Source organism: Gordonia sp. NPDC003424, assembly GCF_053588655.1.
In genome coordinates this window covers 481,144-506,107 of sequence record NZ_JBSFQJ010000003.1, presented here as the reverse complement: position 1 = coordinate 506,107, position 24,964 = coordinate 481,144, and the positions used below count along the sequence as shown (strand labels likewise).

The 24,964-nt window shown below is 68.5% G+C and carries 24 protein-coding genes and 1 pseudogene; 13 read left to right on the top strand and 12 right to left on the bottom strand.

Features of this window, described 5'->3' with window-relative positions:
* From ACWDTI_RS07450 to ACWDTI_RS07425, 6 genes and pseudogenes are all read right to left on the bottom strand, one after another.
* Positions 1-308, bottom strand: a pseudogene (locus ACWDTI_RS07450) (hypothetical protein); the annotation flags it as partial.
* Between the two features lie 155 nt (positions 309-463).
* A complete protein-coding gene (locus ACWDTI_RS07445) occupies positions 464-1,240 on the bottom strand; it encodes an SWIM zinc finger family protein (RefSeq protein WP_449737398.1) in 777 nt (258 codons plus the stop codon).
* Positions 1,237-4,095, bottom strand: coding sequence for a DEAD/DEAH box helicase (locus tag ACWDTI_RS07440; RefSeq protein WP_449737397.1), 2,859 nt, complete (start codon positions 4,093-4,095; stop codon positions 1,237-1,239). The genes ACWDTI_RS07445 and ACWDTI_RS07440 overlap by 4 nt, the downstream gene beginning before the upstream one ends.
* On the bottom strand, positions 4,082-4,474 hold the full coding sequence (locus tag ACWDTI_RS07435) for a PPOX class F420-dependent oxidoreductase (RefSeq protein WP_449737396.1): 393 nt from the start codon (positions 4,472-4,474) through the stop codon (positions 4,082-4,084). Before ACWDTI_RS07435 ends, ACWDTI_RS07440 begins: the two co-directional genes overlap by 14 nt.
* Positions 4,475-4,510: 36 nt before the next feature.
* Positions 4,511-4,999, bottom strand: a complete 489-nt coding sequence (locus ACWDTI_RS07430; protein WP_449737395.1) for a beta-class carbonic anhydrase — start codon at positions 4,997-4,999, stop codon at positions 4,511-4,513.
* A gap of 168 nt (positions 5,000-5,167) precedes the next feature.
* Positions 5,168-6,136 carry an ABC transporter substrate-binding protein gene (locus ACWDTI_RS07425; protein WP_449737425.1) on the bottom strand — a complete coding sequence of 323 codons (969 nt, stop codon included), beginning with the start codon at positions 6,134-6,136 and terminating at the stop codon, positions 5,168-5,170.
* Between the two features lie 349 nt (positions 6,137-6,485).
* Between ACWDTI_RS07425 and ctaD the strand changes: the two genes are divergently transcribed.
* The 5 genes from ctaD to ACWDTI_RS07400 all read left to right on the top strand — a co-directional run bounded on the left by ctaD (position 6,486) and on the right by ACWDTI_RS07400 (position 11,239).
* Positions 6,486-8,267, top strand: coding sequence for an aa3-type cytochrome oxidase subunit I (gene ctaD / locus ACWDTI_RS07420; protein WP_449737394.1), 1,782 nt, complete (start codon positions 6,486-6,488; stop codon positions 8,265-8,267).
* Positions 8,268-8,285: 18 nt separating this feature from the next.
* Complete coding sequence (serB, locus tag ACWDTI_RS07415; protein ID WP_449737393.1) at positions 8,286-9,515, top strand: phosphoserine phosphatase SerB; 1,230 nt, start codon at positions 8,286-8,288, stop codon at positions 9,513-9,515.
* A gap of 82 nt (positions 9,516-9,597) precedes the next feature.
* Complete coding sequence (locus tag ACWDTI_RS07410) at positions 9,598-9,981, top strand: VOC family protein (protein ID WP_449737392.1); 384 nt, start codon at positions 9,598-9,600, stop codon at positions 9,979-9,981.
* Positions 9,982-9,988: 7 nt separating this feature from the next.
* Positions 9,989-10,750, top strand: coding sequence for a peptidyl-tRNA hydrolase (locus ACWDTI_RS07405; RefSeq protein ID WP_449737391.1), 762 nt, complete (start codon positions 9,989-9,991; stop codon positions 10,748-10,750).
* Between the two features lie 3 nt (positions 10,751-10,753).
* Positions 10,754-11,239, top strand: coding sequence for a cupin domain-containing protein (locus ACWDTI_RS07400; RefSeq protein ID WP_449737390.1), 486 nt, complete (start codon positions 10,754-10,756; stop codon positions 11,237-11,239).
* 20 nt (positions 11,240-11,259) lie between these two features.
* Here ACWDTI_RS07400 and ACWDTI_RS07395 read toward each other — a convergent pair whose 3' ends face one another.
* Positions 11,260-12,255, bottom strand: a complete 996-nt coding sequence (locus ACWDTI_RS07395; protein WP_449737389.1) for an LLM class flavin-dependent oxidoreductase — start codon at positions 12,253-12,255, stop codon at positions 11,260-11,262.
* 100 nt (positions 12,256-12,355) lie between these two features.
* Between ACWDTI_RS07395 and ACWDTI_RS07390 the strand changes: the two genes are divergently transcribed.
* Positions 12,356-13,222 (top strand): ABC transporter ATP-binding protein, encoded by an 867-nt coding sequence (locus ACWDTI_RS07390; protein WP_449737388.1) that lies wholly within the window; start codon positions 12,356-12,358, stop codon positions 13,220-13,222.
* Between the two features lie 42 nt (positions 13,223-13,264).
* Positions 13,265-14,089, top strand: a complete 825-nt coding sequence (locus tag ACWDTI_RS07385) for an NUDIX hydrolase (protein WP_449737387.1) — start codon at positions 13,265-13,267, stop codon at positions 14,087-14,089.
* Here the strand turns inward: ACWDTI_RS07385 and ACWDTI_RS07380 are convergent.
* Positions 14,079-14,711, bottom strand: coding sequence for a maleylpyruvate isomerase family mycothiol-dependent enzyme (locus ACWDTI_RS07380; RefSeq protein WP_449737386.1), 633 nt, complete (start codon positions 14,709-14,711; stop codon positions 14,079-14,081). The genes ACWDTI_RS07385 and ACWDTI_RS07380 overlap by 11 nt on opposite strands.
* Positions 14,712-14,790: 79 nt before the next feature.
* Here ACWDTI_RS07380 and ACWDTI_RS07375 point away from each other — a divergent pair, with 79 nt between their 5' ends.
* Positions 14,791-15,228, top strand: a complete 438-nt coding sequence (locus tag ACWDTI_RS07375) for a MarR family winged helix-turn-helix transcriptional regulator (RefSeq protein WP_449737385.1) — start codon at positions 14,791-14,793, stop codon at positions 15,226-15,228.
* Here the strand turns inward: ACWDTI_RS07375 and ligD are convergent.
* A complete protein-coding gene (gene ligD / locus ACWDTI_RS07370) occupies positions 15,209-16,192 on the bottom strand; it encodes a non-homologous end-joining DNA ligase (protein WP_449737384.1) in 984 nt (327 codons plus the stop codon). The genes ACWDTI_RS07375 and ligD overlap by 20 nt on opposite strands.
* A gap of 57 nt (positions 16,193-16,249) precedes the next feature.
* Here ligD and ACWDTI_RS07365 point away from each other — a divergent pair, with 57 nt between their 5' ends.
* The 3 genes from ACWDTI_RS07365 to ACWDTI_RS07355 are packed head-to-tail and all read left to right on the top strand — an operon-like array spanning position 16,250 to position 19,292.
* Positions 16,250-17,038: an enoyl-CoA hydratase/isomerase family protein gene (locus ACWDTI_RS07365; RefSeq protein ID WP_449737383.1), complete on the top strand. Its 789-nt coding sequence runs from the start codon at positions 16,250-16,252 to the stop codon at positions 17,036-17,038.
* Positions 17,039-17,086: 48 nt separating this feature from the next.
* A complete protein-coding gene (locus ACWDTI_RS07360; protein ID WP_449737382.1) occupies positions 17,087-18,052 on the top strand; it encodes a methyltransferase domain-containing protein in 966 nt (321 codons plus the stop codon).
* Positions 18,053-18,080: 28 nt separating this feature from the next.
* A complete protein-coding gene (locus ACWDTI_RS07355; protein WP_449737381.1) occupies positions 18,081-19,292 on the top strand; it encodes a THUMP-like domain-containing protein in 1,212 nt (403 codons plus the stop codon).
* Here ACWDTI_RS07355 and ACWDTI_RS07350 read toward each other — a convergent pair.
* Positions 19,212-20,537, bottom strand: coding sequence for an MFS transporter (locus tag ACWDTI_RS07350; protein ID WP_449737380.1), 1,326 nt, complete (start codon positions 20,535-20,537; stop codon positions 19,212-19,214). The two genes, ACWDTI_RS07355 and ACWDTI_RS07350, sit on opposite strands and share 81 nt — an antisense overlap.
* A 54-nt stretch (positions 20,538-20,591) precedes the next feature.
* Between ACWDTI_RS07350 and ACWDTI_RS07345 the strand changes: the two genes are divergently transcribed.
* Positions 20,592-21,593, top strand: coding sequence for a GlxA family transcriptional regulator (locus ACWDTI_RS07345; protein WP_449737379.1), 1,002 nt, complete (start codon positions 20,592-20,594; stop codon positions 21,591-21,593).
* 103 nt (positions 21,594-21,696) lie between these two features.
* Here the strand turns inward: ACWDTI_RS07345 and ACWDTI_RS07340 are convergent, their stop codons facing one another.
* Positions 21,697-22,605, bottom strand: a complete 909-nt coding sequence (locus ACWDTI_RS07340) for a LysR family transcriptional regulator (RefSeq protein WP_449737378.1) — start codon at positions 22,603-22,605, stop codon at positions 21,697-21,699.
* An 83-nt stretch (positions 22,606-22,688) separates the two neighbouring features.
* Between ACWDTI_RS07340 and ACWDTI_RS07335 the strand changes: the two genes are divergently transcribed.
* The gene (locus ACWDTI_RS07335; protein WP_449737377.1) at positions 22,689-23,606 is read left to right on the top strand and encodes an EamA family transporter; all 918 of its coding nucleotides are present in this window, start codon (positions 22,689-22,691) and stop codon (positions 23,604-23,606) included.
* 18 nt (positions 23,607-23,624) lie between these two features.
* Here the strand turns inward: ACWDTI_RS07335 and ACWDTI_RS07330 are convergent, their stop codons facing one another.
* Positions 23,625-24,956: an outer membrane protein assembly factor BamB family protein gene (locus ACWDTI_RS07330; protein WP_449737376.1), complete on the bottom strand. Its 1,332-nt coding sequence runs from the start codon at positions 24,954-24,956 to the stop codon at positions 23,625-23,627.
* Positions 24,957-24,964 lie beyond the last annotated feature (8 nt).

The following is a 24,964-nucleotide window of genomic DNA, read 5'->3' as shown; positions in this document are numbered from 1 at the left end:
ATGGCGATGCGGGCGGCGCAGTCGGCGACCCCGTCGACCTGGAACAGGTCGTCCTCTCGCGGTTCGGCACCGACGAGCCGGTGGTGTAGTTCGGCCGCGCACTGGTAGTCCTGCCACGCCAGAAACGAGCGGCCCCGGGTGGTCGAGACGAACCCGCCGACCAGATCATTGACCTCGGCCGCATCGAGGTCTTCGGCGTCGACGAACCCGGTGAACCGCGGCGGCAGGTCCGGCCATGGTGACGCCTCACGCCACCAGTCAGCCAACGACTCCACCGCCACCGAGAACAACCCTTCACGCGAACCCACGGGGATCAGAGCTCGATCGGAACCCACGTCGTCGTCGCTGAAAAGATCACGTGCCCAAGCACTTCAGCCGCATCATCATCAATCACCCGATCAAGCTGACACCACCATAAACCAGGGTACGACAAGAATCTGGCGTCGCCGCGAACAGGGAACACTCACTCCGGCAACAGCACGTCGTAGAGCGCACCGAGTTCGTCGACGGCCTCCGCGAGATCGGTGGGCGGCACACCGGAGGCGCGCAGAGCGGCGCGGAGCTTGCCGGCGTCGAGGTCGGTGAGAGGGCTCATCCGCGGTGGCGAGGGGAGCGGTGGCAGTGTGGCCGTCGTCCCGTAGTAGTCGACGATCACCCCGGGTGCATCGAGAGTCTCAGTCGCAGAATCGGATTGGCCACCGCTGCGGGTCGCCGCATGAACCTCGCCGACGAGTTCGGCGAGATCGGTCCCCATCACGGTGAGCAAGGTCGTCGGATTTCGGTCGATCTCCGCGGCCACCTCGAAGGCGACCGCGAGGACGTGGATGCAGCGCAGCGTGTCGTCGGGGCACGTGCACTGCGAGGCGATGTCGGCGCTCTCGGTCGGCAACACCAGTTCACCCAGCGCGCGCGGCTGCTCGCCGCGAGTGATGGCGACGAGGTCGCCGCCGGCGTCGCGGGCGCACAGCAGCGTCGCCACGGTCGGCGGATCGACGGCGCGCATCGTCAGGGTGACGTCGAACGGGTCGAGTTGACTGCCCTGCACCGACGCGGTGACCCGCCCGGGCGAGATGGTCAGTCGGTGGACGTGTCGGTCGCGGAAATAGCTGCGGGCCTTGGTGACCCGCCGGGCATGGGCGGCCGCCGCGATGTCGGGGGCGCGATGCTCGATGACGTCGAGCCAGGCGCGGGCCCACGGTGTGAGACCGTAGGAGCGCGCCGGATCGCGGCGCGGACTCATTCGCTCACCGCCTCGTCGCGCAACCGGAACAGATCGAACAACTCGTCGTCGCCCAGGTCCGAGAGCCAGCTTTCGCCGGTGGCGACCGACAGTTGCGCGAGTTCGCGTTTGGTGTCGATCATTTCGTCGATCCGTTCCTCCAGCGTGCCGACACAGACAAACTTCCGTACCTGCACCGCGCGTTGCTGTCCGATCCGATAGGCGCGGTCGGTCGCCTGGTCCTCGACGGCCGGATTCCACCACCGATCCACGTGCACAACATGATTGGCGGCGGTCAGATTCAGGCCCGTGCCGCCGGCCTTGAGCGTCGCGACCAGCACCGGCGGTCCGGTGTCGTCCTGGAATTCGGCCACCATCGCGTCTCGGGCGCTACGCCCGACGCCGCCGTAGAGGAGTGGCACCGGTGTCTGCAGTTGTTCTCCGATCCACACGGAGAGCAGCTGCCCGAACTCCGCGAACTGGGTGAACACCAGTGCGCGTTCGCCGTCGTCGACGACGGTGCCGAGGATGTCGGCGAGCAGCTCCACCTTGCCGGACCGATGCTCGCCGTCGCGGAGCATCGGGGTGCCGTCGGCCAGATAGTGCGCGGGGTGATTGCACACCTGCTTGAGCCGGGTCAGCGCAGCGAGAACCGTGCGGCGACGTAACGTGCGCTGCTGCTTGGACTTCAGCGCCTCCATCAGATCGTCGAGGATTGCCTGATACAGCGCCGCCTGCTCGACGGTCAGGTTGGCGCGCACCGTGAGTTCCGTCTTCTCCGGCAGATCGGAGATCACCGTCGGATCGGTCTTCTCCCGACGCAGGATGAACGGCCGGGTCAGCGCGGTGAGCCGATGCAGCGTGGCCGGGTCGCGGTCGCGTTCGATGGGCTCGGCGAAGCGGGCCCGGAACGTCGACGCCGACCCGAGCATGCCCGGGTTGACGAGGTCGATGACCGCCCGCAGATCTTCCAGCCGGTTCTCCACCGGGGTCCCGGTGAGAGCGATCCGATGCGGCGCGGGGAATGTCCGAAGTGCTTTCGCCGCAATGGTGTTCACGTTCTTGACGTGCTGCGCCTCGTCGACCACCAGCCGGTGCCAGGTCTGTTCGCCCAGGAGCTCTTGATCGCGTGCGGCCAGCGCGAAGGTGGTGAGCACCACATCGGAGTTGCGAGCCGCGTCGGTGAACCGTTGCCGGGACGTGCGGTCCGGACCGTGATGCACCAGTACCCGCAGATGCGGCGCGAACCGTTCGAGTTCGCGACGCCAGTTCCCGACCACCGACATCGGACAGACGATCAACGTCGGAGCGGTGTCGGCATCGCGCACCTCGTGACACAGCAGCGCGATCACCTGAATCGTCTTGCCCAGCCCCATGTCGTCGGCCAGCACCCCGCCCACACCGATGTCGGCCAGGTGCACCAGCCATTCGAGTCCACGGAGCTGATACGGCCGCAGGGTCGCATGCAGCGTGTCGGGACTGTGCAGGCTCGGGGGACGTAACGCACCCGTCTCGGCGATGTCGTCGAGCCAGGACAGGCCCTCCACCGACGAGATCGGCACCGGCACCGCGGCATTGCCGGCGACGAGATCGAACAGTTCGCCCATGTCGGCCGGCTGATCGCTCGCGGCGGCGGCGCGCTGCGCGGTGACGAAGGCGGCCGCGCGGGTCAGTGCTGCTCCCTCGGCGCGCATCCAGACGCCGCGCACCCGCACGAGATCACCTTTCTGCCTGGCCAATTCGGTGATGTCGGCGTCCGATAGGGTGATCGCCGCATCGCTTCCGGCGCGCAATGCGAGCCGCCACTCAAAGCTGCGGATCGCCGCCCACCGCACCACCGCCGAGCGCTGCGGACTGCCGATGACCGGGGTCGCCCGCAGCCCGAGCGTGGGCCGGACATCGGCGATCGCGCGTGGCAACAGCACCGGGATCCCGATGTCTCCCAAGGCGGCGGCACCCGTCGCGAAGAGTGCTTCGGCGGTCTCGGTGCTCAGCAGGAAGTCGAGGGTGTGTCGATCGGGATCGGCGTCGGCCAACTCGGGGAACGTGCGGACCGCGCGTGCCAGGCCGGTGGTGATGTCGTCGAGGTCGTGCGCGTCGAGGCGATGCGGGACGACCGGCGTGACGTGACCGTCGGCGCTGCGCCGGCAGACCTGCAGCCGCCAGCGGGTGGGTGCGTCGGGGTCGTCTTCGCTGTCGGGTTCGAACAGCCGGAACAGCAGCGTCGAAGCATCCTGTGGCGCACTGGAGTTCCAGTCCCGCCAGGCTCCCTGCGCCGCGGGCACTCGTGCCACCGCGACCGGTGCGGCGGCATCCGTGCCCGGCAGCAAGGCCCCGATCAGTGGTGTCTCGATCGCGGGGGCGGCCTGCGACAGCCGGGCCCGACAGTCGTGGTCGACGAGTTCGTCGAGGAGATCCTGCAGCGCGGTGGCCCCGCCGTTGTCGACCAGGAAATCCGGCGCCGACCCGATCACCACGTCGAGCCAGGCCCGCCACGCGGCCGTGGGCACCGGCAACCACCGCATCGTCGGCTCGCCCGCGACCTCCACCAGTCCCGGCGCCACCGTGCCCGCGGACACGAACGCCCGGACGCCGTCCAACAGATAGACGTACCAGCGTAATTCGCCGCTGACGGGCACGTTCCGAACGGCGTCGAGCAGACCCACCGTCGACGCGACCCCCAACGGAACCGCGCGTTCGAAACGGCGTCGGCCGGACTCGTCGAATACCGGCACATCCCGCCCCGCACGTCGGCGGGAGAGTATGCCCGCCACCGCATCGGGCAGGTCGCCGTCGCCGAAACCCCACACCGCGAGGCCCACACCCGGCCGCCACAGCGCGTGCAGTTCTGTTGTCGCCGTACTACTTCTTGCCAAAGTAGGTGGCGCCCAGCGACAGGATCACACGGTCGGCGGCATCCGGGGGTGGTTCCTGATCAGCATTGCCGTACCGCTTGCCGAGAACGACGTAGAACGACCCCGTGGGATCGTTGGTCACCGACGCGAGCGTGCCGCGCACCTCGAGGTAGCGGTACGGGTCGTCCGGGTCGGTGATCACGAACGAATAGTTCGGGTTCTGCTGGAGGTTCTTGATCTTCTTGCGTGCCTTGGTGTGGGTGAACCGCAGGTGCGAACCGTCCCACTGAAACCACATCGGCGTCGCGTTCGGGACGCCGTCGGGCCCGACGGTCGCGAGCACGCCGACGACGGGGCGCTCCAACAGATCTTCATACCCCGGCGGGATCGAATTGGCCATGCCGACAAGACTAGCCGCGCCCTCCGACAGGGCGCGTCACTCGACCTCGCGCAGCAACCCGGTCGCGACGTCGAAGACGAAGCCGCGCAGCGAACTGGTCTTGGTGACGAACGGGCTGTTGCGGATTCGGGTCAGCGACTGTCGGACATCCTCGTCGATGTCGTTGAAGGACTCGGCCGCCCACTCGGGCTTCTGGCCGATCTCGTTCTGGATCTCCCGTTTGAAGTCGTCGTCGGTGAAGGTGAGCATCCCGCAGTCGGTGTGGTGGATCAGGATGATCTCGGTGGTTCCCAGAAGTCGCTGGCTGATCGTGAGGGAGCGGATCTCGTCGTCGGTGACCACGCCGCCGGCGTTGCGGATGACATGCGCCTCACCGTCGGCCAGGCCGAGGATGCGGTACACGTCCAACCGGGCGTCCATGCACGCGACCACGGCGACGTGGCGGCTCGGGGGCAGGGGGAGCGGTCCGGTGAAGGTCTTGGCATATGCGGCGTTGTTCTCGAGGTACTCGTCGGTGACAGTCATATGCCAACTCTGCTCGCCGGGTTTGTCGTGTGACAAGGTTTGGCGCCGCAGGGATCGAAAGTCCACGGATGACGACAACTCCGCGCTCCGCGGCGCCGGGCGTGTGGCCCAACCCGGCGGAAACCGGGCGGTGATCGAGCTCGAATCCGGTGACGAACTGCCTCGCGCTCAGTAACTCATCGAGTCGCTGTTGAGTGACTTCTTGAGGTCGTTGAGCACCAGCCACGCCGCGGCGAGCCCCGACGAGTCGTACCAGACGTCGTCGTCGACGGCGAGGACGCGCTTCCAGGTCGGCGCCCCCATGTCCAGCCAGCGGTCGCTCATCAGGACCTCTTTGCCGTGGGTCTCGCCGTCGTCGCCGACGAAGCTCACATAGATGAGGTCGGCGTCGGCGTCGGTGAAGTTCTGGTCGGTCAGCGCGAACGAGGTCGGGGTGCGTTGCGCGGCGGGCCGCTGCACGCCGACGGCCGACAGGATCTGTCCGGCGAAGCTCTCGGTGCCGGCGACCTCTTCACCGTCGGCGGTGAATCGGACCAGCGAGACCTGATTGTGGGCGGCGTCCATCCGGCGACCGGTCTTGGCGGCCTCGGTGTCGAACTCGTCGAGCAGCAGCGACCCGCTCGACGAGCGGCCCAACGCGTCGGCCACGGCCTGGAACTGTGCTCGCCAGTCGCCGTCGGCGATGGTCACGACGGATGTGTCGCCGAAGGCCTTCGCCGCGGCGGCGGTCTTCGGTGTCGTCAGCACGATGTCGGCGTCCGCGGCGCGCACCGCCTCGGGGGTCGGCGCAGACCCGATGGCGGGCACCGCGGTGAGCTGCGGACCGAGGTAGGCGGGCACCGATCCGGGCGCGGCGGCCACGGCCGACACCTTTCCGCCGATGCCGAGCGCGCAGATCGCGTCGAGCAGAGCCGGGTCGGTCACGACGATGTGATCGACGTCGGTCTGGCCGGCGTCCACGTCGGTCGGGGCCAGGCAGGTCTTTGCATAGTCGCGGTCCGGAGAGACGATGTTGACCTCCGCCACGCGGGTGGTGGTCGTCGAGATGGGGCTGCCGTCCGGCGTGGTGAGCGGTGTGTCCTGACTGCAACCGGCGAGTGTCGTCAGCGCGGCCGCGCACAGCATCGCGCCACCCATCCGGATCGCCGTGCGGATCCGTCGTGGACGCTTCGGGACGGACATCTCGCCGCTGTGCTGCACGCGCAACACGCTAGCACCGCAGGCGGTGCGTCCCGACCATGCCGGCGGCACGTCTCCCGCACCTGCCTCCAGGACACTTCTCCGGCTGCGCGCGTCGCCCCCGTCGCGCAACCTGACCTGCGGATACGCCGTTGCCGCCAATTCAATTACGACGGATCGTAGGACCCGCGCGGCTGAGGCCGGGATAAGGGTTTAGGATCGGTTATCAGCGCTCGTTCAGTTCATGTGGCGACCGCGGGGACTGGCAGCTGGCCGCCCCCTGTGGACGCGCAAACGAGGAGGATCTGTGACCGCGGTTGACCAGCCCACCACGCAAGTGGCTCCAGTGCGTCCGTTCCCGGAGCGCTATCAGCCCAAGGGTTCATTCATCTACAAGCTGATCACCACCACCGATCACAAGCTGATCGGCATGATGTACATCACTGCTTGCTTCGCGTTCTTCCTGATCGGCGGCCTGATGGCGCTGCTGATGCGAAGCGAGCTCGCCCATCCGGGCATGCAGTTCCTGTCCACCGAGCAGTTCAACCAGCTGTTCACCATGCACGGCACGGTGATGCTGCTGATGTACGCGACGCCGATCGTGATCGGCTTCGCCAACTTCGTGCTTCCGCTGCAGATCGGGTCGCCCGACGTGGCGTTCCCGCGGCTGAACGCCTTCGGGTTCTGGCTGTTCGTCTTCGGTGCCTGCGTCGCACTGGCCGGCTTCATCACCCCGGGCGGCGCCGCCGACTTCGGCTGGACCGCCTACACCCCGCTGACCGACGCGATCCATTCACCCGGCGTCGGCGCCGACCTGTGGATCATGGGTCTCGGTGTCGGTGGTCTGGGCACCATCCTCGGTGCGGTCAACATGGTCACCACCGTCGTCTGCCTGCGCGCGCCCGGCATGACCATGTTCCGGATGCCGATCTTCACCTGGAACATCCTGATCACCAGCGTGCTGATCCTGCTGGTGTTCCCGCTGCTGACCGCCGCGCTGCTCGGCCTGGAGGTCGACCGGCAGTTCGGCGCCCATCTCTACGACCCGGCCAACGGCGGCGTCATCCTCTGGCAGCACCTGTTCTGGTTCTTCGGCCACCCCGAGGTGTACGTCATCGCGCTCCCGTTCTTCGGGATCGTCTCGGAGGTCTTCCCGGTCTTCAGCCGCAAGCCGATCTTCGGCTACTCGGGTCTGGTGTACGCGACCATGGCGATCGCCGCGCTGTCGGTGGCGGTGTGGGCGCACCACATGTACGTGACCGGCGCCGTGTTGCTTCCGTTCTTCTCCTTCATGACCTTCCTCATCGCGGTCCCGACCGGTGTGAAATTCTTCAACTGGATCGGCACCATGTGGAGAGGCAACATGACGTTCGAGTCGCCGATGTTGTTCTCGGTCGGCTTCATCGTCACCTTCCTCTTCGGCGGTCTGACCGGTGTGCTGCTCGCCAGCCCGCCGCTGGACTTCCACCTGTCCGACAGCTATTTCGTGGTCGCGCACTTCCACTACGTGCTCTTCGGCACGATCGTGTTCGCCACCTACGCGGGCATCTACTTCTGGTTCCCGAAGATGACCGGGCGCATGCTCGACGAGCGGCTGGGTAAGTGGCATTTCTGGCTGACCTTCATCGGCTTCCACACCACGTTCCTGGTGCAGCATTGGCTGGGCAACGAGGGCATGCCGCGCCGCTACGCCGACTACCTGCCGTCGGACGGATTCACCACCCTCAACGAGATCTCGACGGTCGGTGCGTTCATCCTCGGCCTGTCCACCCTGCCGTTCCTGTGGAACGTCTTCCGCAGCTACCGCTACGGCGAGGTCGTGACCGTCGACGACCCGTGGGGCTTCGGCAACTCGCTCGAATGGGCGACCAGCTGCCCGCCGCCGCGACACAACTTCACCGAGCTCCCGCGCATCCGCTCGGAGCGCCCGGCGTTCGAGCTGCACTATCCGCACATGATCGACCGCATCCACGCGGAGGCGCACGTCGGCCCGGGCCACGGGCACGAGAGCGAAGCCGTCGAGGATGCCCGTCGCGGTCCGCTCACCACGGGCAGTCACGAGGCCTCCGGGGATCCGGACGCTCGCTGACCTGCACCCAGCCAACCCGTGGCACACCCATCGGATGACACGTCAGTTCTGATCACCGTCACCGGGCCCGACAAGCCCGGTGTCACCTCGGCCCTCATGGGCGCGCTCGCCGGCCAGCGGGTGAGTCTGCTCGATGTCGAGCAGGTGGTGATCCGCGGCCGCCTCACCCTCGGGGTGCTGGTGTCGGTGAGCGGTGATCCGGAGAAGTTGCAGGAGATCGTCGAGCAGGCGATGGACTCGGTCGGCATCGACGTCGATGTCGAGGTGGGTGCCGACACGGGAACCCGGCGAGCGTCCAGCCACGCCGTCGTCGTGCTCGGCAGTCCGGTGACGGCCAAGGCGTTCCAGGCCATCGCTGCTGCGTTGGCCGGGCAGGGCGGCAACATCGACTCGATCCGCGGCATTGCCGACTACCCGCTGACCGGGCTCGAGCTGGCGGTCAGTACCGACCGCGACGACGTGGCCGCCGACGCCACCCTCCGCAAGACGCTGGCGATCGTCGCCTCCGCCCACGGCGTCGACATCGCGGTGGAACGCGGCGGGCTCGCGCGCCGTGCCAAGCGACTCATCGTGTTCGACGTCGACTCGACCCTCATCCAGGGCGAGGTCATCGAGATGCTGGCCGCGCGCGCCGGCCGGGAGGCCGAGGTCGCCGCGGTCACCGAGGCCGCCATGCGGGGCGAACTGGACTTCGCCGAATCGCTGCACCAGCGGGTCGCGGCCCTTGCCGGGCTCGACGCCGGCGTCATCGACGACGTCGCCCAATCGCTGCAACTGACCCCGGGAGCCCGCACCACCATCCGCACCCTGCATCGACTCGGGTTCCGCTGCGGCGTGGTCTCCGGCGGATTCCGGCAGGTCATCGACGGACTCGCCCACGAACTCGAACTCGACTTCGTGCGCGCCAACACCCTCGAGATCGTCGACGGGAAACTCACCGGCCGCGTGGTCGGCGAGATCGTCGACCGCCCCGGCAAGGCGCATGCGCTCCGCGCGTTCGCCGATCAGGTGGGGGTGCCGATGGAGCAGACGATCGCGGTCGGCGACGGCGCCAACGACATCGACATGCTCAGCGTGGCCGGACTGGGGATCGCGTTCAACGCGAAGCCGGCACTGCGCGAGGTGGCGGACACGGCGCTGAGTCACCCGTTCCTGGATGCGGTGCTGTTCATCCTCGGAGTGACCCGCGACGAGATCGAGGCCGCCGACGCCGCCGACGGCGTGCTGCGTCGGGTACCGCTGTCCTGAACGGACTGTCGTGTTTGTTCAAGTCTGCGGCGCCACCAACCGCGATGATCGACATGTCAGGTCATCGATCGGAAGGAACTCCATGAACGCCAACGGAAATGTCGCCGAGCTCGCCATGGTGTCGCTGGACTGCGCGGATGCGGCCGTCGCCGCGGAGTTCTGGTCGTCGGTGCTCGGCTGGGAGATCGTCGCCTCGGGTGAGGGATACGCGATGCTCAAGGGCTCGGAAGGCGCGGCGATCGGCTTCGGGTCGGTGCCCGACTACCAGCCTCCCGCATGGCCGAATGCCAATGGCTCCAAGCAATTTCATTTCGATCTGGCGGTGGACGACCTGGCGGCGGCGCAGGAGCGCTGCGTCGACTTGGGCGCCGTGGTGCCCGAGGATCAGCCCGGCGAGACCTGGCGGGTGCTGCTCGACCCGTCGGGACATCCGTTCTGTCTGACCAAGAAGGAGAATTGGGGTTGAGGGTGCATTGACCGATGCCGCTCCGACACCGGATGTCGGTCCCGACGACGCCGCCTTCGGGGATGCCTACCGCCGACTCGTCGGCTACGTCGGTGGCGGTGAGGATCCGCCCGACCCGGCCGAGGTTCTCGCCATGCAGATGGTGGTGCGGATCGAGAAGGCCGATCCTCCCGACCGCACCGACCTGCTGACCGCAGCGGGCCGGGCCGTCGCACTGCTGTGTCTCGACGACCGCTCCGGCGGCGACGGCCCATGGGCGGCGCCGATGACGGTGTGGTGTGACGCACGAATCCGGAAGATCGCGCGACGTGCGCGTGGTGCGCAGTGGGCGGCGGCGCAGGAGGTGTGGGGACTGACGGCGACGGAGGGCGCGGCGCAGGCACGGGCCATCGTGCCCGGGAAAGTGGGGGAGGTGGACCGTCGGATCGGTCGTCTGCAGATCGGCGGCACCGACATCGAGGGTGCCGTGGCGACCGACGCCCCGACTGCGGGTGTGTGTCTGTGGATCAACCCGGTGCTCGACATGACGGTCGGCAAGATGGCCGCCCAGGTCGGGCACGGCGCGATGCTGGCGGTCAAGCTGATGTCCTCGGACGACGCGCGGACCTGGCGGGAGGCGGGATGTCCGCTTGCGGTACGCGCGGCCTCGTCGGAGACGTGGTCGGCCCTGCTCGAGGCGGACGCGGCGGGACGTGCCATCGCGGTGCGCGACGCCGGGTTCACCGAGATCGCGCCCGGATCGGTGACCGTGATCGCGGAGGTGATCTGACCCGTGAACGACTCCCTGCCCGAGTGGGCGCGGAACCTCGGCCTGACCCGCCACCCGGAGGGCGGCTGGTTCGCCGAGACCTGGCGCAGCGCGCTAGCCGTGCCGAAAGATGTTTTACCCGAAGGGTATTCGGGGGAGCGGTCGGCGGGAACGGCGATCTACTTCCTGCTCCGACCGGGAGAACGCTCCGAGTGGCATGTCGTGCGGAGCGCGGAGATCTGGCTCTACCATCGTGGTTCGCCGATCCTGCTCGAACTCGGTGGTGCCACAGCGCAACCCGGCACAACCGCCCCGGTCGTCGTCGGACCCGATGTGGCGCAAGGCCATCAACCGCAGGCGGTGGTACCGCCCAACACGTGGCAACGCGCCCGCCCGCTCGGCGACGAGGCGTCCCTCGTCAGCTGTGTCGTCGTGCCGGGGTTCGACTTCGACGACTTCCGGCTCGACGACTCCCGGCCCGACGAATCCCGGCCCGACGAATCCCGCTGACGGGACCGAAATGCGACGTGTCAGCCGCCCACCCGCGCTGCCGCCGGCGCCAGGTGGCCGAAGGTGTTGAGCCACACCGCGCGATCGGGCGCGAACGACGCGACGATCAGCTCGTCGGCGTTCGCGTGCCCGGCGAACCAGTCCAGGTACGCCCGTACCTGTTCCGGAGTGCCGACGCCGGCGTACTGCATCATCTGATCGATCTGGCGGCCCTGGGGCATGGACAGGATCGCGTCGGCTTCCTCGTCGGTGAACCGCCGATTCCGTCCGCGACCGAACAGCGCGTTCACGCGCGCCCGCTTGGCCTGTTGCAACTGGTCGGCGGCGACGGACTCGTCCTCGTCGATGATCGCGCCGACACCGGCGATCACATACGGCGCGTCGAGCTGCTCCGACGGCCGGAACTCGCGACGGTAGAGCGCCACCGCGTCGAGCAGCGCGGCGGGCGCGAAATGGGACGCGAAGGCATACGGCAACCCCAGCGCGGCCGCGAGCTGCGCACCGAACAACGACGACCCGAGGATGTAGAGCGGCACATTCGTCCCGTCACCCGGGGTCGCCGTGACGCCCTCGACCCGGGACCGGCCCTGCAGATACCCCTGCAACTCGAGCACATCGGACGGGAACCGGTCGGCGTCGGCGACCGTGCGACGCAACGCCGTGAACGTCTGCTGGTCGCTGCCGGGGGCGCGACCGAGTCCGAGGTCGATGCGACCCGGATGCAGGGACTCGAGGGTGCCGAACTGTTCGGCGATGGTCAGCGGTGCGTGGTTGGGCAGCATCACCCCGCCCGCGCCGAGACGGATCGACTCGGTGTGCGCGGCGACGTGCGCGATGAGCACGGCCGGCGACGACGACGCGATGGCCGACATGTTGTGATGCTCGGCATACCAGATTCGCTTGTAACCCCACGTCTCGGCCCGTTGCGCCATGGTCACACTCGCCGCGAAGCTGTCGCGAACGGTTTCACCGGCACCCACCTGGGCGAGATCGAGGATCGACAGATCAACACTCATGCCAGTCTCAAGGTCCCATCGGCGATACCTATTCCCTTGTCGGCGACCACGAGTCGTGCCGCTGCCCACGAGCCACGGGGCGGTAGGGCACGATAGGGGAGTGACCGACACGACTGAATCGACCGCCGGCGTGGACGAACTCGAAGCGGATCCGGACCTGCTCGTCGACTTCCGCGATGTGAGTCTGGTTCGTGGCGGCAAGACCCTGGTCGGCCCCATCTCGTGGCAGGTCGAACTCGACGAACGGTGGGTGGTGATCGGGCCCAACGGCGCCGGCAAGACGTCGCTGATGCGGATGGCGGCGGCGCAACTCTTCCCGAGTTCGGGCGTGGCGTTCGTGCTCGGCGAACGACTCGGCAAGGTCGAGGTGCGTGAACTGTCCACCCGGATCGGGGTGTCGAGTGCGTCGATCGCCGAACGGGTACCCGAGGACGAGATCGTGGGCGATCTGGTCATGTCCGCCGGCTACTCCGTCATCGGTCGATGGCGGGAGGACTACGACGACATGGACCGCGCCCAGGCGATCGAGTCCCTGGAATCGATGGGCGCCGAGCACCTCGTCGACCGCCGGTTCGGCACCCTGTCGGAGGGCGAACGCAAACGCGTCCTCATCGCCCGCGCACTGATGACCGACCCGGAACTTCTCCTGCTCGACGAACCGGCCGCCGGGCTCGACCTCGGCGGACGTGAGGAACTCGTCGATCGGCTCTCGCGGCTCGCCCTCGATCCCGACGCCCCGGCGACGGTGCTGATCACCCATCACGTCGAGGAGATCCCCGACGGCTTCACCCACGCACTGCTGCTCTCGGAGGCGCACGTGGTCGCCCAGGGCCTGCTCGCCGATGTCCTCACCAGCAAGAACCTGTCGGATGCCTTCCGTCAGCAGATCACCCTGAGCAAGGTCGGCGGGCGGTATTTCGCGCGCCGCCGACGGCGGCCGGGTGGCCATCGGCGCGCGGCCGGCTGAACCGCGAGCGGGGAGCTCGACACCGCGGGTTATGGTCGTCTGATGACGCCCCCGGATGAACCCACGCCCGCCCAGCCGGCGCCGCTGCGGGACGCGGCCACCGTCGTCCTGGTGCGCGACACCGCCGACGGCATCGAGGTGTTCCTGCAACGCCGCGTACAGCAGATGGCGTTCGCGGGTGGTGTCACGGTGTTTCCGGGTGGTGGTGTCGATCCGCGTGACGCCGACGCCGACATCGACTGGACCGGCCCGGACGCGGACTGGTGGGCCGATACGTTCCACACCGCCCCGAGCACGGCGCAGGCCCTGGTCTGCGCGGCGGTGCGGGAGACCTTCGAGGAGTGCGGGGTGCTGCTGGCCACCCGCCCCGACGGCACGGCGACGGACCCCGCGGCATATGCGGCGCAGCGTGCGCAACTCGTCGACAAGTCGCTGTCATTCGGCGAGTTCCTGCGCAGCGAGGGTCTGGCGCTGCGCGCCGACCTGCTGCGGCCACTCGCGCACTGGATCACCCCGATCATCGAGAAGCGCCGGTATGACACCCGCTTCTTCCTCGCCGCGATGCCCGAGGGGCAGACCGCCGACGCCGAGACCACCGAGGCAGAGGTGGCCCGATGGGTCCGGCCACAGGCGGCCCTGGATGCGTGGGCCGCCGGCGAGCACATCTTGCTGCCGCCGACCTGGGCGCAACTGACGCATCTGGCGCAGTTCGCGCACGTCGCCGACCTACTCGCCGCGGAGCCGGACATCGAGCCGATCGAACCGTCGGTGACACCCGGTGCCGGGATGGCGGGCCTGAAGTTCGAGGGGTCGGAGCGCTATTTCGCCGTCGCCGCCGATCGAGAGGTGCCGGGCCTCAGCCGCTGACGCTCCCCGCACCGCCCGAGGACGCGCCCAGGCCGGTCAGGACACCTGCGGCCGAGTCACGCCCGGCGAACAGCATCACGATGTCGCGCACCGGCGCCTCGACCGTGCGGCCCGATCCGAACTCCAGATCGACGTCGGTGGCGACGAAATGCACACCCGGGTGGTCGCGCCGAGGGTGAAACGGAAACCGCATCGGCCACAACCGCTGTGCGACCGCAGCCGCGGCATCGCACGGCATCGGGCGCTCGATGCCCAACGGAACCGCGATGTCCTGTCCGTGGACCAGCACGTCGAGAAGCGGCTCCATCTCGGTGATGCCGATCGCGTGACGCCTCGATCCGACCATCGCACGGATCTTGTCGGCCGCCTCGCCTTGCGGGATCGGGTCGTCGACCGCCAGCCGGCGGATCATCGCGTTGAATCGGAAACCCGAGCGCAGCATCGCGATCATCACGCGCACAGGGGACGGCTGGGCCTGTGACAGATGTACGGCGACGTCGCGGACAGACCAGCCGGTGCACAGCGATGCGGTGGCCAGCTGCTCGTCGGTCAGCGAATCGATCAGATCGGCGACGTCCAGGCGCTGTTCATCGATATGCCGCCAGATCGTGTCGGAATCCATCGCCGGCCTCCCGTGGATGAACCGAATTGGTCAGGATAACTGACTATATTAGTCAGGGAGACGTACTAAAGTCAACGGTATGGCCGACGACCAACCGGCGACCGGGGTCCTGATGTTCATCGCCCATCGCGCGACCGAGCAGCGCGTGATGGCGCGGATGGCCGACGCCGGCGCCGGCGACATCACGCTCGCGCAGGCGCGGCTGCTGCAGCGCCTCGCCCCGGAGCCGATGCGCCTGACCGACCTGGCCGAACAGGCCGGAGTGACCAAACAGACCGCCGGAGGACTCGTCGATCAGCTCGAAGCCATGGGTTATCTGCGGCGGGTACCCGACCCGTCCGACGGCCGCGCGCGACTCGTGACACTCAGCGACCGCGCCATCGCACTGTGCGCGACGGCGGCGCGGGAGGTGGAACTCGTCGAGGCGGAATGGCGAGAGTATCTGGGCGACAAGCAGTTCGACGCGCTCCGCACGGGGCTGATCGCCCTACGGGAGATCACCGATCCATATCGATGACATCGGCGTCGGTGTCATCGGCGCCGATGTCCTCGCGCTCGGCCCACTCCAGGAGGGTGTCGAGCCGGAACGCCTCGTCGTCGATCGTCGCGTGCAGGTCGCCGATCTCGGTGAACCGCGCGGGCATCGTCGCGATGGTGAAGTCGTCGGGTTCGATGTCGTCGATCTCCGACCAGCGGATCGGTGCGGACACCGTCGCCCGTGGGTTGCCCCGCACCGAATACGCCGCGGCCATCGTGTGATCGCGGGTGTTCTGGTTGTAATCGACGAACACCGCCGCCGGGTCGCGATCCTTGCGCCACCACGTCGTGGTCACGTCGTCGGGCGCGCGGCGCTCCACCTCGCGGGCGAACGCCAGCGCCGCCCGCCGTACCTGAGGGAATCCCCACTCCGGTGTGATGCGCACATAGATGTGCAGCCCCCGCCCGCCGGATGTCTTCGGAAAACCGCGGATGCCGAGTTCGTCGAGGGCCTCCTCGACGACGTGCGCGACCCGCTGGATTCGTGAGAACGGGCAATCGGGCATCGGGTCGAGGTCGATGCGCCACTCGTCCGGCGATTCCGGATCAGCGCGACGCGAGTTCCAGGGGTGGAACTCCACCGTCGACATCTGTACCGCCCAGATGACACTGCCGAGTTCGGTCACGCACAGTTCGTCGGCGGTGCGGCCGTACCGCGGGAACCACAGCTCGACGGTCTCCACCCAATCCGGGGCGCCCGCGGGCAACCGCTTCTGATGCACCTTCGGGCCGCTCACACCCTTCGGAAACCTATGGAGCATGCACGGACGGTCCCGCAGGGCGCGGACGATCCCGTCGCCGACCGACTCGTAGTAACGGGCCAGGTCGAGCTTGGTCTCGCCGCGTTCGGAGAAGTAGACGCGGTCCGGGCTCGACAGCCGGATGGTCCGGGCGCCCACCTGCAGTTCGACGGGTTCGCCCGCTGGTTTCGACGCCGCGGCCATGGCCCCACTGTATGGCCTGCGCGACCACGACGGCCGGTCAAACGGTAGCCTTCGCACATGCCTGAGTTCGTCACTCTCGAGACATCCGAAGACCATCCCGGCGTGGGCACCATCCTGCTCAACCGCCCGCCGATGAACGCTCTCAACCGGCAGGTGCAGACCGAGCTGGCGGCCGCCGCCGACGAGGCCACCCTGCGCGACGACATCAAGGCCGTCGTGGTCTACGGCGGACCGAAGGTCCTAGCCGCCGGCGCGGACATCAAAGAGATGAACGATATGACCTACGCCGAGATGAGCAAGGTCGCCGGCCGTCTGCAGTCCGCACTCGGGTCGATCGCCCAGATCCCCAAGCCCACCGTCGCCGCCATCACCGGATACGCGCTCGGTGGCGGACTCGAGGTGGCACTGGGCGCCGACCGGCGCATCGCCGGCGACAACGCCAAGCTCGGTGTTCCCGAGATCCTGCTCGGCGTCATCCCCGGCGGGGGCGGCACCCAGCGGCTCGCCCGGCTGGTCGGCCCGGCCAAGGCCAAGGACATGCTCTACACCGGCCGATTCGTGGATGCCGCCGAAGCGCTCGCGATCGGACTGGTCGACGAGGTCGTCGCGCCCGACGAGGTCTACAACGCCGCACTGCGATGGGCGGGACAGTTCGCCAACGCGGCGTCGATCGCGCTGGCGGCGGGAAAGCAGGCCATCGACGAGGGCATCGAGGTGGATCTGTCGACCGGTCTCAAGATCGAGGAGCACGTCTTCGCGGCGCTGTTCGCGACCGAGGACCGCAAGATCGGTATGGAGTCCTTCGTGGAGAACGGACCCGGCAAGGCGAAGTTCGTCGGTAAGTGACCCCTGTCGCCACCGCATACGACCGCCCATCGAGGAAGTGATCGAGCAATGACCACTGATGTGAACCCCGATCCGCAGCCGAATCCGCACGCCACCGAGGAGCAGGTGCAGGCTGCCCTGACCGACAGCAAACTCGCCCAGGTGCTCTACCACGACTGGGAGGCCGAGACCTACGACGACAAATGGTCGATCTCGTATGACGAACGCTGCATCGATTACGCACGTGGACGTTTCGACGCCGTCGCCGCCGATCAGCCCCTGCCGTACGAGCGGGCCATGGAACTCGGTTGCGGCACAGGCTTCTTCCTGCTCAACCTGATGCAGTCCGGCGTGGCGACGAAGGGGTCGGTCACCGACCTCTCGCCCGGCATGGTCAAGGTGGCGCTGCGCAACGCCGAGCACCTCGGACTCGACGTCGATGGCCGCGTGGCGGACGCGGAGAAGATCCCGTACGACGACAACACCTTCGACCTCGTCGTCGGACACGCTGTGCTGCACCATATTCCGGACGTCGAGCAGGCGCTGCGCGAGGTGTTGCGGGTCCTCAAGCCCGGTGGCCGGTTCGTGTTCGCCGGCGAGCCGACGACCATCGGTGACTTCTACGCCCGCTGGCTGAGTCGTGCGACCTGGTCGGCGACCACGAACATCACCAAGTTCGGTCCGCTGCAATCCTGGCGTCGTCCGCAGGCCGAACTCGACGAGTCCTCGCGGGCCGCCGCGCTCGAAGCCGTCGTCGACATCCACACCTTCGACCCCGCCGACCTCGAGCGCATGGCGCGCAATGCCGGTGCCGTGCAGGTGAAAACGGCCACCGAGGAACTCGCCGCCGCGATGCTGGGCTGGCCGGTGCGTACCTTCGAGGCCGCTGTCCCGCCGGGGAAGCTCGGCTGGGGGTGGGCGACGTTCGCGTTCAACGGCTGGAAGCGGCTGACCTGGCTGGACGAGAAGGTGCTGCGGAAAGTGGTGCCGCCCAAGTTCTTCTACAACGCGATCGTGACGGGCATCAAGCCGTAGCCGCGACGAACTCTTCAGGACGCGGCCGATGGGATACGCCTTCACCCCCGACGATGTCGCGTTCCTGCGCTCCGCGGATGGTGTCGCGGCGCTGGAAACCGTTGCGACACTCGGCCTTGACAGTCGAAGCATGCTGTCCGACATCGCCGCTACGAGGTCTCGGTACCCGGGTCGCGACGCGGCGCTCATCGAGACGATGCTGTGCCGTCGGCGCGGGCGCGCGAAACTGCGTGCGGCGGACGCCATGCTCTTCACCGACGACGCGTTGCAGCAGGCGACGGCGACCGCGGTGGCCGCGCACCGGGCCGCCGAGATCGCCGGCCGCCACCCGGGGGCGGTGGTGCACGACGTCACCTGCTCGATCGGCGCGGAACTCATGGAACTCGCTGCACGGCAGGATATTTCCGGGGTCATCGGCAGCGACCTGGATCGGGTGCGGGTGGCCATGGCGGCGCACAACACCGCCGTCGGATCACGGCCCGTCACGCTGCTCGTCGCCGACGCGCTCACCCCGACGTCGACGGCGGACGTGGTGCTCGCCGATCCGGCACGCCGCACCGGGGCGGGCCGCGTGTTCCGGATCGACGAGCTGACCCCGCCGCTCCTCGACCTCCTCACCACCTATGTGGGCCGCCCGATGGCGGTCAAATGCGCACCGGGACTGGACTATCGGCTGCTGCGCGAGCGATACGGGTTCTCCGGGCAGGTGCAGATCGTCTCCCTCGACGGCGCGGTGCGCGAGGCGTGCCTGTGGACCGAACGCACCGGAGAACCGACGCGGCGGGCCACCGTGTTGCGCACCGCATCCGACGGCTCGGTGTCGGCCTACGACGTCACCGACCACGACGCCGACGATGTCGCGGCCGGCGAGATCGGGGAGTGGCTCATCGATCCCGACGGCGCCGTCGTGCGTGCCGGCCTCGTGCGTAATTACGCTGCCCGACACGGCCTGTGGCAGATCGACCCGCAGATCGCCTATCTGACCGGAACCACCGTGCCGCCGGGCGAACGGGGATTCCGGGTTCTCGAGGTGACCGGCACCGGTGAGCGGGAACTGCGCAAAGCGCTGGCCGCCCGCGACTGCGGCCGACTCGAGATCCTCGTTCGTGGCCTCGACGTCGATCCCGATCGCCTGCGGAAACGGTTGAAGCTCAAGGGCTCAGCGCCGCTGGCCCTCGTACTCACCCGCATCGGCCGCAAGGGCGTCGGCATCCTCTGCGAGGAGGGGCGCCGGTTCTGAGCGGTGTCGTCGGATGGCGGTGCACAGCACGGCGGCGATCACACACAGCCCCGCGGCGATGTGGAATGCGTTGTCGTAGCTGCCCTGCACGTCGCGGATGTAGCCGGCGCCGAACGCCGCCACCGCGGCGCCGAGCTGATGCGACGCGAACACCCAGCCGAACACCACCGGCGTGGACGCGCCGAAGTACTCGCGGCAGATGGCGATGGTCGGCGGCACGGTGGCCACCCAGTCGAGGCCGTAGAAGATGATGAACACCCAGGTGCTCGGTTCGGCGTCGGGGGACAGCAGCATCGGCAGCACCAGCAGCGACGCCCCGCGGCCCAGGTAGTAGACGACGAGCAGGATGCGGGCATCGACGCGGTCGGTGAGCCAACCGGAGAACACGGTGCCGGCGACGTCGAAGATGCCGATCGTCGCCAGCAACGAGGCCGCCACCGTGGTGGGCATGCCGTGATCGTGCGCGGCCGGGATGAAGTGCGTGCCGATGAGTCCGTTCGTGGTCATGCCGCAGATCGCGAAACTTCCGGCGAGCAGCCAGAAGGCGGGCACCCGCGCGCCCTGCACCAGGCCCCGCGCGGCCGCACCGAAGCTGCCGTTGGGGAGCGCTTCCTCCGGCGCGTCGGCGGCCGCGCCGTAGGCGGCGGTGCCGACGTCGCGCGGGTGATCGCGGATCATCAACAGCACCAACGGGATCACCGCCAGCGCCGCGATCGTGACGACCAGAGAAGCCGTGCGCCACCCGTAGGAGTCGGTGACGTGCGCGATCAGTGGCAGGAAGATCAGCTGCCCGGTGGCGCCGGCCGCCGTCAGAATGCCGGTCACCAGCCCACGGCGCGCGACGAACCAGCGCGTCGACACCGTCGCGACGAAACCCATGGAGATGGAACCGGTCCCGAGGCCGACCAGCACGCCCCACAGCAGCAGGAGTTGCCAGCCCGCGGACATGAACACCGACAGTCCGGTGCCGGCGGCGATGAGCAGAAGGGCGCCGGTCAGCACGGGGCGGATGCCGAAACGGTCCATCAGGGCGGCGGCGAACGGTGCCGTCGCACCGAAGAGGACCATGTTGATCGACATGGCGGCACCGATTGTCGCGTGCGACCAGCCGAACTCCATGTGCAGCGGGTCCATCATCACGCTCGGTACGGCGCGGAATCCGGCGGCGCCGATGATCGCGATGAAACTCGCGGATGCCACCCACCATGCCCAATGGACCCGCCCCAGCACGGGTGTTCTCGTCATGCCGACCATCGTCGCCGATCACCGACGGTTGACGCCAGTGGCATGATTGCCACTATGCCGGAAGAGTCTGCCACACCGCATCCTCGTCGCCATCGGGTCGTGGTGCTGTGGTTGCCACCGATCGTCGGCTTCGACGCGACCATGCCGTCGCTGCTGTTCGGGCAGGCCGTCGACGCCGACGGTGAGCCCCTCTACGACGTGATCACCTGCTCGCTCGACGCCGGTCCGGTCGAGTCGACGACCGGCTACCAGATGGTCGCCGCGTCGGGGCCCGAGGTGCTCGCCACCGCCGACACGGTCATCGTGCCCGGCACTCGCAGCGAACCCGCCCGCAGCACGGGGGTGTTGTCCGAGGCGCAGGCCGCGGCGCTGTCGACGATCCGGCCCGGCGCGCGTGTCGTCTCCATCTGTACCGGTGCCTTCGTCGTGGCGGCGGCGGGGTTGTTCGACGGCCGCCGTGCCACGACGCACTGGCGCCAGGCCGGCGCGTTCCGGCGACTCTTTCCGACCATCGGACTCGACGAGTCGGTGCTCTTCGTCGACGAGGGTCAGGTGCTCAGTTCGGCGGGCCTGGCCGCCGGAATCGACCTGTGCCTGCACATCATTCGGCGAGACCACGGCGCGAGGGTGGCCAACGCCGTCGCGCGGTACTGCGTCGTGCCGCCGTGGCGGGAAGGTGGCCAGGCGCAGTTCATCGAGCGGCAGGTGCCCGAGACCGACGAGCGGAGTACCGCGGCGACACGGGCGTGGGCGGCTGCACATCTGACCGAACCGCTCTCGGTCGCGCAACTCGCCGCGCACGCCGGGATGAGCGCGCGCACCTTCAGCCGGCGGTGCCGCGAGGAGACCGGGCTGTCGCCGGGGGCGTGGGTGCTGCGGCAGCGCACCGCCTACGCCCGGGAACTGCTCGAGACGCAGGCGTTGTCGGTCGACGCGGTGTCCGAACGCGCGGGGCTCGGCTCGGCCGACAACCTGCGCCACCATCTTCGCCGGGAACTCGGGATGTCGCCCTCGGCGTACCGGAAGACCTTCGCGGGGAGCCGGGCTGCCGGCTGACTGCGGTGAGGGCGCAAACGCCCAGGCTGCCACCTCGTTCCCATCGTGCACACCGGGAACGTGGTTGCGGGATGGGATCGAATGGCCGACGTCGCCGACGATGTCACCGGAATCTCGGCCAGCCGTCGAGGATCGGTGACACATGCTCGGGAGAGGTCAGGCGCTCCAACACAAGTCGCAGGGGTGGCCACGCCTCCCGGCCTTTGCGGGTGACCGCGTAGGCGGTGAGCTGCAACCCGGGTTGTCCCAGCGGCAGCACCTTCAGACCCTCGCGTGCCGGTCGGTGCAGCGGCAGCAGGGCCACGCCGTAGCCGGCCAGGATGAGATCCTCGACGAGTTCCAGACTGTCGATCTGATGGGCGATCTTCGGCATGAAACCGGACAGCGCCGCCAGCGTCCGTACCGCCGACTCGTCGGCACTGTTGCGGGAGTTGACAATCCAGTACCGCTCCGCGTAATCGGACAGGTCGACACGGTCCGATGCGTCGTCTGGTACGGCGAGTCCCCAGGGTGTGGACCACAGCGCGGTGCTGTGCAGGACGGGATCGGGTGTGGCCGGTGCCAGGTTGTAGTCGTAGGACAACGCGAGATCGAGGTCGTCGTCGACCAGCAGCCGGAACGCCTCGATGGGTTCGTACTCGCTGACGACGGTGTGCACACCCGGATGCGCGTCGGCCAGTTCGGCCAGGACGGGCAGCAGCGACACCCGGATGCCGGTGGCGAACCCACCCACCCGCACGGTCCCCGCCGGTTCGGCATCCGGGTCGAGGTCACGCAGTGCGGCATCGACCCCGGCGAGGATGGTCACGGCGTGGTCGGCCAGCCGCTGCCCGGCCGGGGTCAGCCGAACCCGTCGCCCGGCCGGCTCGATGAGTGGAGTCTTGACCTGCCGGGTCAGCGCGGCGATCTGCTGCGACACGGTCGAGGTCGTCAGACGGTAACTGTCGGCGACCGCGCGCATCGAGCCCAGCCGTGACAGAGCCAGCAGCAGTTCCAGGCGCCGGAGATCCATCCCCCGATTGTCCATATTTCATGAACGGTATGTCCAGGAAAATCACGTGGACATGAACGGTTCGGCCGGTCTTCAATGACTGCATGCAGTACGACTCGGCACGCACCGGTACGACGATGGCCGTCGCATCGATGCTGTGCGTCCAGCTCGGCCTGGCGGTGTCGGTAACGATGATCGATCGCGTCGGGGCCGAGGGGGCCGGCTGGCTCCGGTTGGTCTGGGCCGGCGTGATCCTGCTCGTCGTCGTGCGCCCGCGGCCGACCGTGTTCACCCGTCGGACATTCGGCATGGCCGTCGTCCTGGGGATCGTGACCGCGGGCACGGTGCTGTTGTTCATGGGTGCGGTCGCGCGCATTCCGCTCGGCACCGCCAGCGCGATCGAGTTCCTCGGACCTCTGGGCGTTGCGGTCGCGACGGGGCGGGGCGGCAGGCGCATCGTGTGGCCGGTGCTGGCCGCGATCGGGGTCGTCCTGCTGACCCAGCCGTGGTCCGGCGCCGTGGATGGGGTCGGCGTCCTCTTCGCGCTGGCCGCCGCGGCGTGTTGGGGCGGCTACATCCTGCTGACGCAGCGTGTCGGCGACGAGGTGGTCGGACTCCACGGGCTGGCCGTGTCGATGCCGGTCGCCGGTCTCGTCGCGACGATCATCGCGGGCCCGGCCACGCTCGGCCGGATGACTCCGGACCTGTGGCTGATCGGTCTGGGCATGGCGATCCTGCTTCCCGTGGTGCCGTTCGCCCTGGAAATGCAGGCGCTGCGGCGGCTGACCACGTCGGCCTTCGGCACACTGATGGCACTGGAACCCGGCTTCGCGATGGTCATCGGCACGCTCGTCCTGCACCAGATACCCGGCCCGGCATCGCTCGCCGGCAGTGCGCTGGTGGTGATCGCCGGCATCGGCGCGGCGAGACAAGGGGCGCGTACCGGCACTCCGGTGGTCGAATCGGTGCCTGGGGAGCGCCCGATCGACGAGGAAGCGTTCAGCGGAACGCGGTCTCCGTAGCCGATCCGTCCTCGGCGACTATCGGGCGTCGATCTCGCTCTTGGAATCGAAGAAGTACACCTTGCCGATGTTGGTCGCCACCGCGATCTGGCCCCTGGGCGACACCGCGACACCGGTGGTGAACCCCACCGACTCCGGCAGCGACAGGGTTCGTAGCGTCTTGCCGTCCGACGTCGACACCTCGGTCAGCGACAGCGAGTCCTTGCCCGCGTCGCGCACCACGGTCCACGCGGTGTTCTGCGCGGTCAGGGTGGACAGGCTGACGGTCGCGAGATCCCTGCGCTGCCACACCAATTCGGCGTGATCACCCTTGTCGCGCAGCAGCGTCAGCGGCGCGCCGAGCACCCCGGTCGGGAGGATCAGCCCGTCGGGTGACACCGACATCGTCGCGAACCCGTAGCCGCCGTTGTTGTAGCTCCACTTCGTCTTCCCGGTGGCGGCGTCCAGCGCGACGATCTGCCCGAGACGGCCGAACGCGTAGACGGTGTTTCCGTCGGCGGACACGGTCGTCGGCCCGACCACGCCACCGGGGATGTCCGCGTGCCAGATCTCGCGCACCACCCGCGCGCCGCCGTCCTTGCCGTACGACATCGCGCGGACCTGCGAGGCGATCGTGCCCTGGGGCCAGAAGTTGAGGAAGAACCGTTCGTGTTCCGCGTCGACGGCCGCCGGCGCCGGAACCGCGCACCGCGGACCATCGGTCACGCAGTCACCGAATCCTTCGAGCGCGTCGTCGGGGTTGGCGTCGGCGCGCAGGCGCACCTCGGGTGCGGTGAACTCGTTGGTCTGGGTGTTGATCAGCAGGATCTGGCCCTGGGTGGTCACCACCAGGACCTCGCCCGGCGCGGCGAACTTCGCCGACAGCGGCACCCCGATCACCGGCATCTGCCAGCGGATCGCGCCGCCGGCGTTGAACGCCAGGAACTTGGCCTGCTCGCCGACGTACGGCTGGTCGTACTGATCGACGAGGAGCGCGCTGACACCGATTCCCTCCCGCATCCGTTTGCAGAAGTTCTTACGACCGGTACGCGGATCGAGGACGAAGAGGTTGCAGCCGTTGTTCGTGGTCGCCGTGACACCGACGTTCGACTGGTTCGACAGCGTGATCGGCGCGGTGATCGGTCCGCCGGTCGGTCGGGTCCAGCTCAGCTCCAGGTCGTCGGGCACGCTCGGATACGCATAGTTGGAGTTGCCGGCGTTGCCGCCGTAGCTCGACCAGCCGGGGCTGGCCACCGAGCGGACATCGATGTGGCCGTCGGAGCAGGCGGCGACGACCAGGGCGACGACGGCGAGCACGATCGCGGCAGGGAGTCGACGGATCGCTCGACGCCGGTCGGCTGCCTCGGGCATCTGGGCTC

What these genes read in the sequence shown, in the direction of transcription:
- ACWDTI_RS07445 (WP_449737398.1), bottom strand. Translation starts at nt 1,240, where the DNA reads ATGAGTCCGCGCCGCGATCCGGCGCGCTCCTACGGTCTCACACCGTGG.
- ACWDTI_RS07435 (WP_449737396.1), bottom strand. Translation starts at nt 4,474, where the DNA reads ATGGCCAATTCGATCCCGCCGGGGTATGAAGATCTGTTGGAGCGCCCC.
- ACWDTI_RS07430 (WP_449737395.1), bottom strand. Translation starts at nt 4,999, where the DNA reads ATGACTGTCACCGACGAGTACCTCGAGAACAACGCCGCATATGCCAAG.
- ACWDTI_RS07425 (WP_449737425.1), bottom strand. Translation starts at nt 6,136, where the DNA reads ATGGGTGGCGCGATGCTGTGCGCGGCCGCGCTGACGACACTCGCCGGT.
- ACWDTI_RS07410 (WP_449737392.1), top strand. Translation starts at nt 9,598, where the DNA reads ATGAACGCCAACGGAAATGTCGCCGAGCTCGCCATGGTGTCGCTGGAC.
- ACWDTI_RS07395 (WP_449737389.1), bottom strand. Translation starts at nt 12,255, where the DNA reads ATGAGTGTTGATCTGTCGATCCTCGATCTCGCCCAGGTGGGTGCCGGT.
- ACWDTI_RS07385 (WP_449737387.1), top strand. Translation starts at nt 13,265, where the DNA reads ATGACGCCCCCGGATGAACCCACGCCCGCCCAGCCGGCGCCGCTGCGG.
- ACWDTI_RS07380 (WP_449737386.1), bottom strand. Translation starts at nt 14,711, where the DNA reads ATGGATTCCGACACGATCTGGCGGCATATCGATGAACAGCGCCTGGAC.
- ACWDTI_RS07375 (WP_449737385.1), top strand. Translation starts at nt 14,791, where the DNA reads ATGGCCGACGACCAACCGGCGACCGGGGTCCTGATGTTCATCGCCCAT.
- ligD (WP_449737384.1), bottom strand. Translation starts at nt 16,192, where the DNA reads ATGGCCGCGGCGTCGAAACCAGCGGGCGAACCCGTCGAACTGCAGGTG.
- ACWDTI_RS07365 (WP_449737383.1), top strand. Translation starts at nt 16,250, where the DNA reads ATGCCTGAGTTCGTCACTCTCGAGACATCCGAAGACCATCCCGGCGTG.
- ACWDTI_RS07360 (WP_449737382.1), top strand. Translation starts at nt 17,087, where the DNA reads ATGACCACTGATGTGAACCCCGATCCGCAGCCGAATCCGCACGCCACC.
- ACWDTI_RS07355 (WP_449737381.1), top strand. Translation starts at nt 18,081, where the DNA reads ATGGGATACGCCTTCACCCCCGACGATGTCGCGTTCCTGCGCTCCGCG.
- ACWDTI_RS07350 (WP_449737380.1), bottom strand. Translation starts at nt 20,537, where the DNA reads ATGACGAGAACACCCGTGCTGGGGCGGGTCCATTGGGCATGGTGGGTG.
- ACWDTI_RS07345 (WP_449737379.1), top strand. Translation starts at nt 20,592, where the DNA reads ATGCCGGAAGAGTCTGCCACACCGCATCCTCGTCGCCATCGGGTCGTG.
- ACWDTI_RS07340 (WP_449737378.1), bottom strand. Translation starts at nt 22,605, where the DNA reads ATGGATCTCCGGCGCCTGGAACTGCTGCTGGCTCTGTCACGGCTGGGC.
- ACWDTI_RS07335 (WP_449737377.1), top strand. Translation starts at nt 22,689, where the DNA reads ATGCAGTACGACTCGGCACGCACCGGTACGACGATGGCCGTCGCATCG.
- ACWDTI_RS07330 (WP_449737376.1), bottom strand. Translation starts at nt 24,956, where the DNA reads ATGCCCGAGGCAGCCGACCGGCGTCGAGCGATCCGTCGACTCCCTGCC.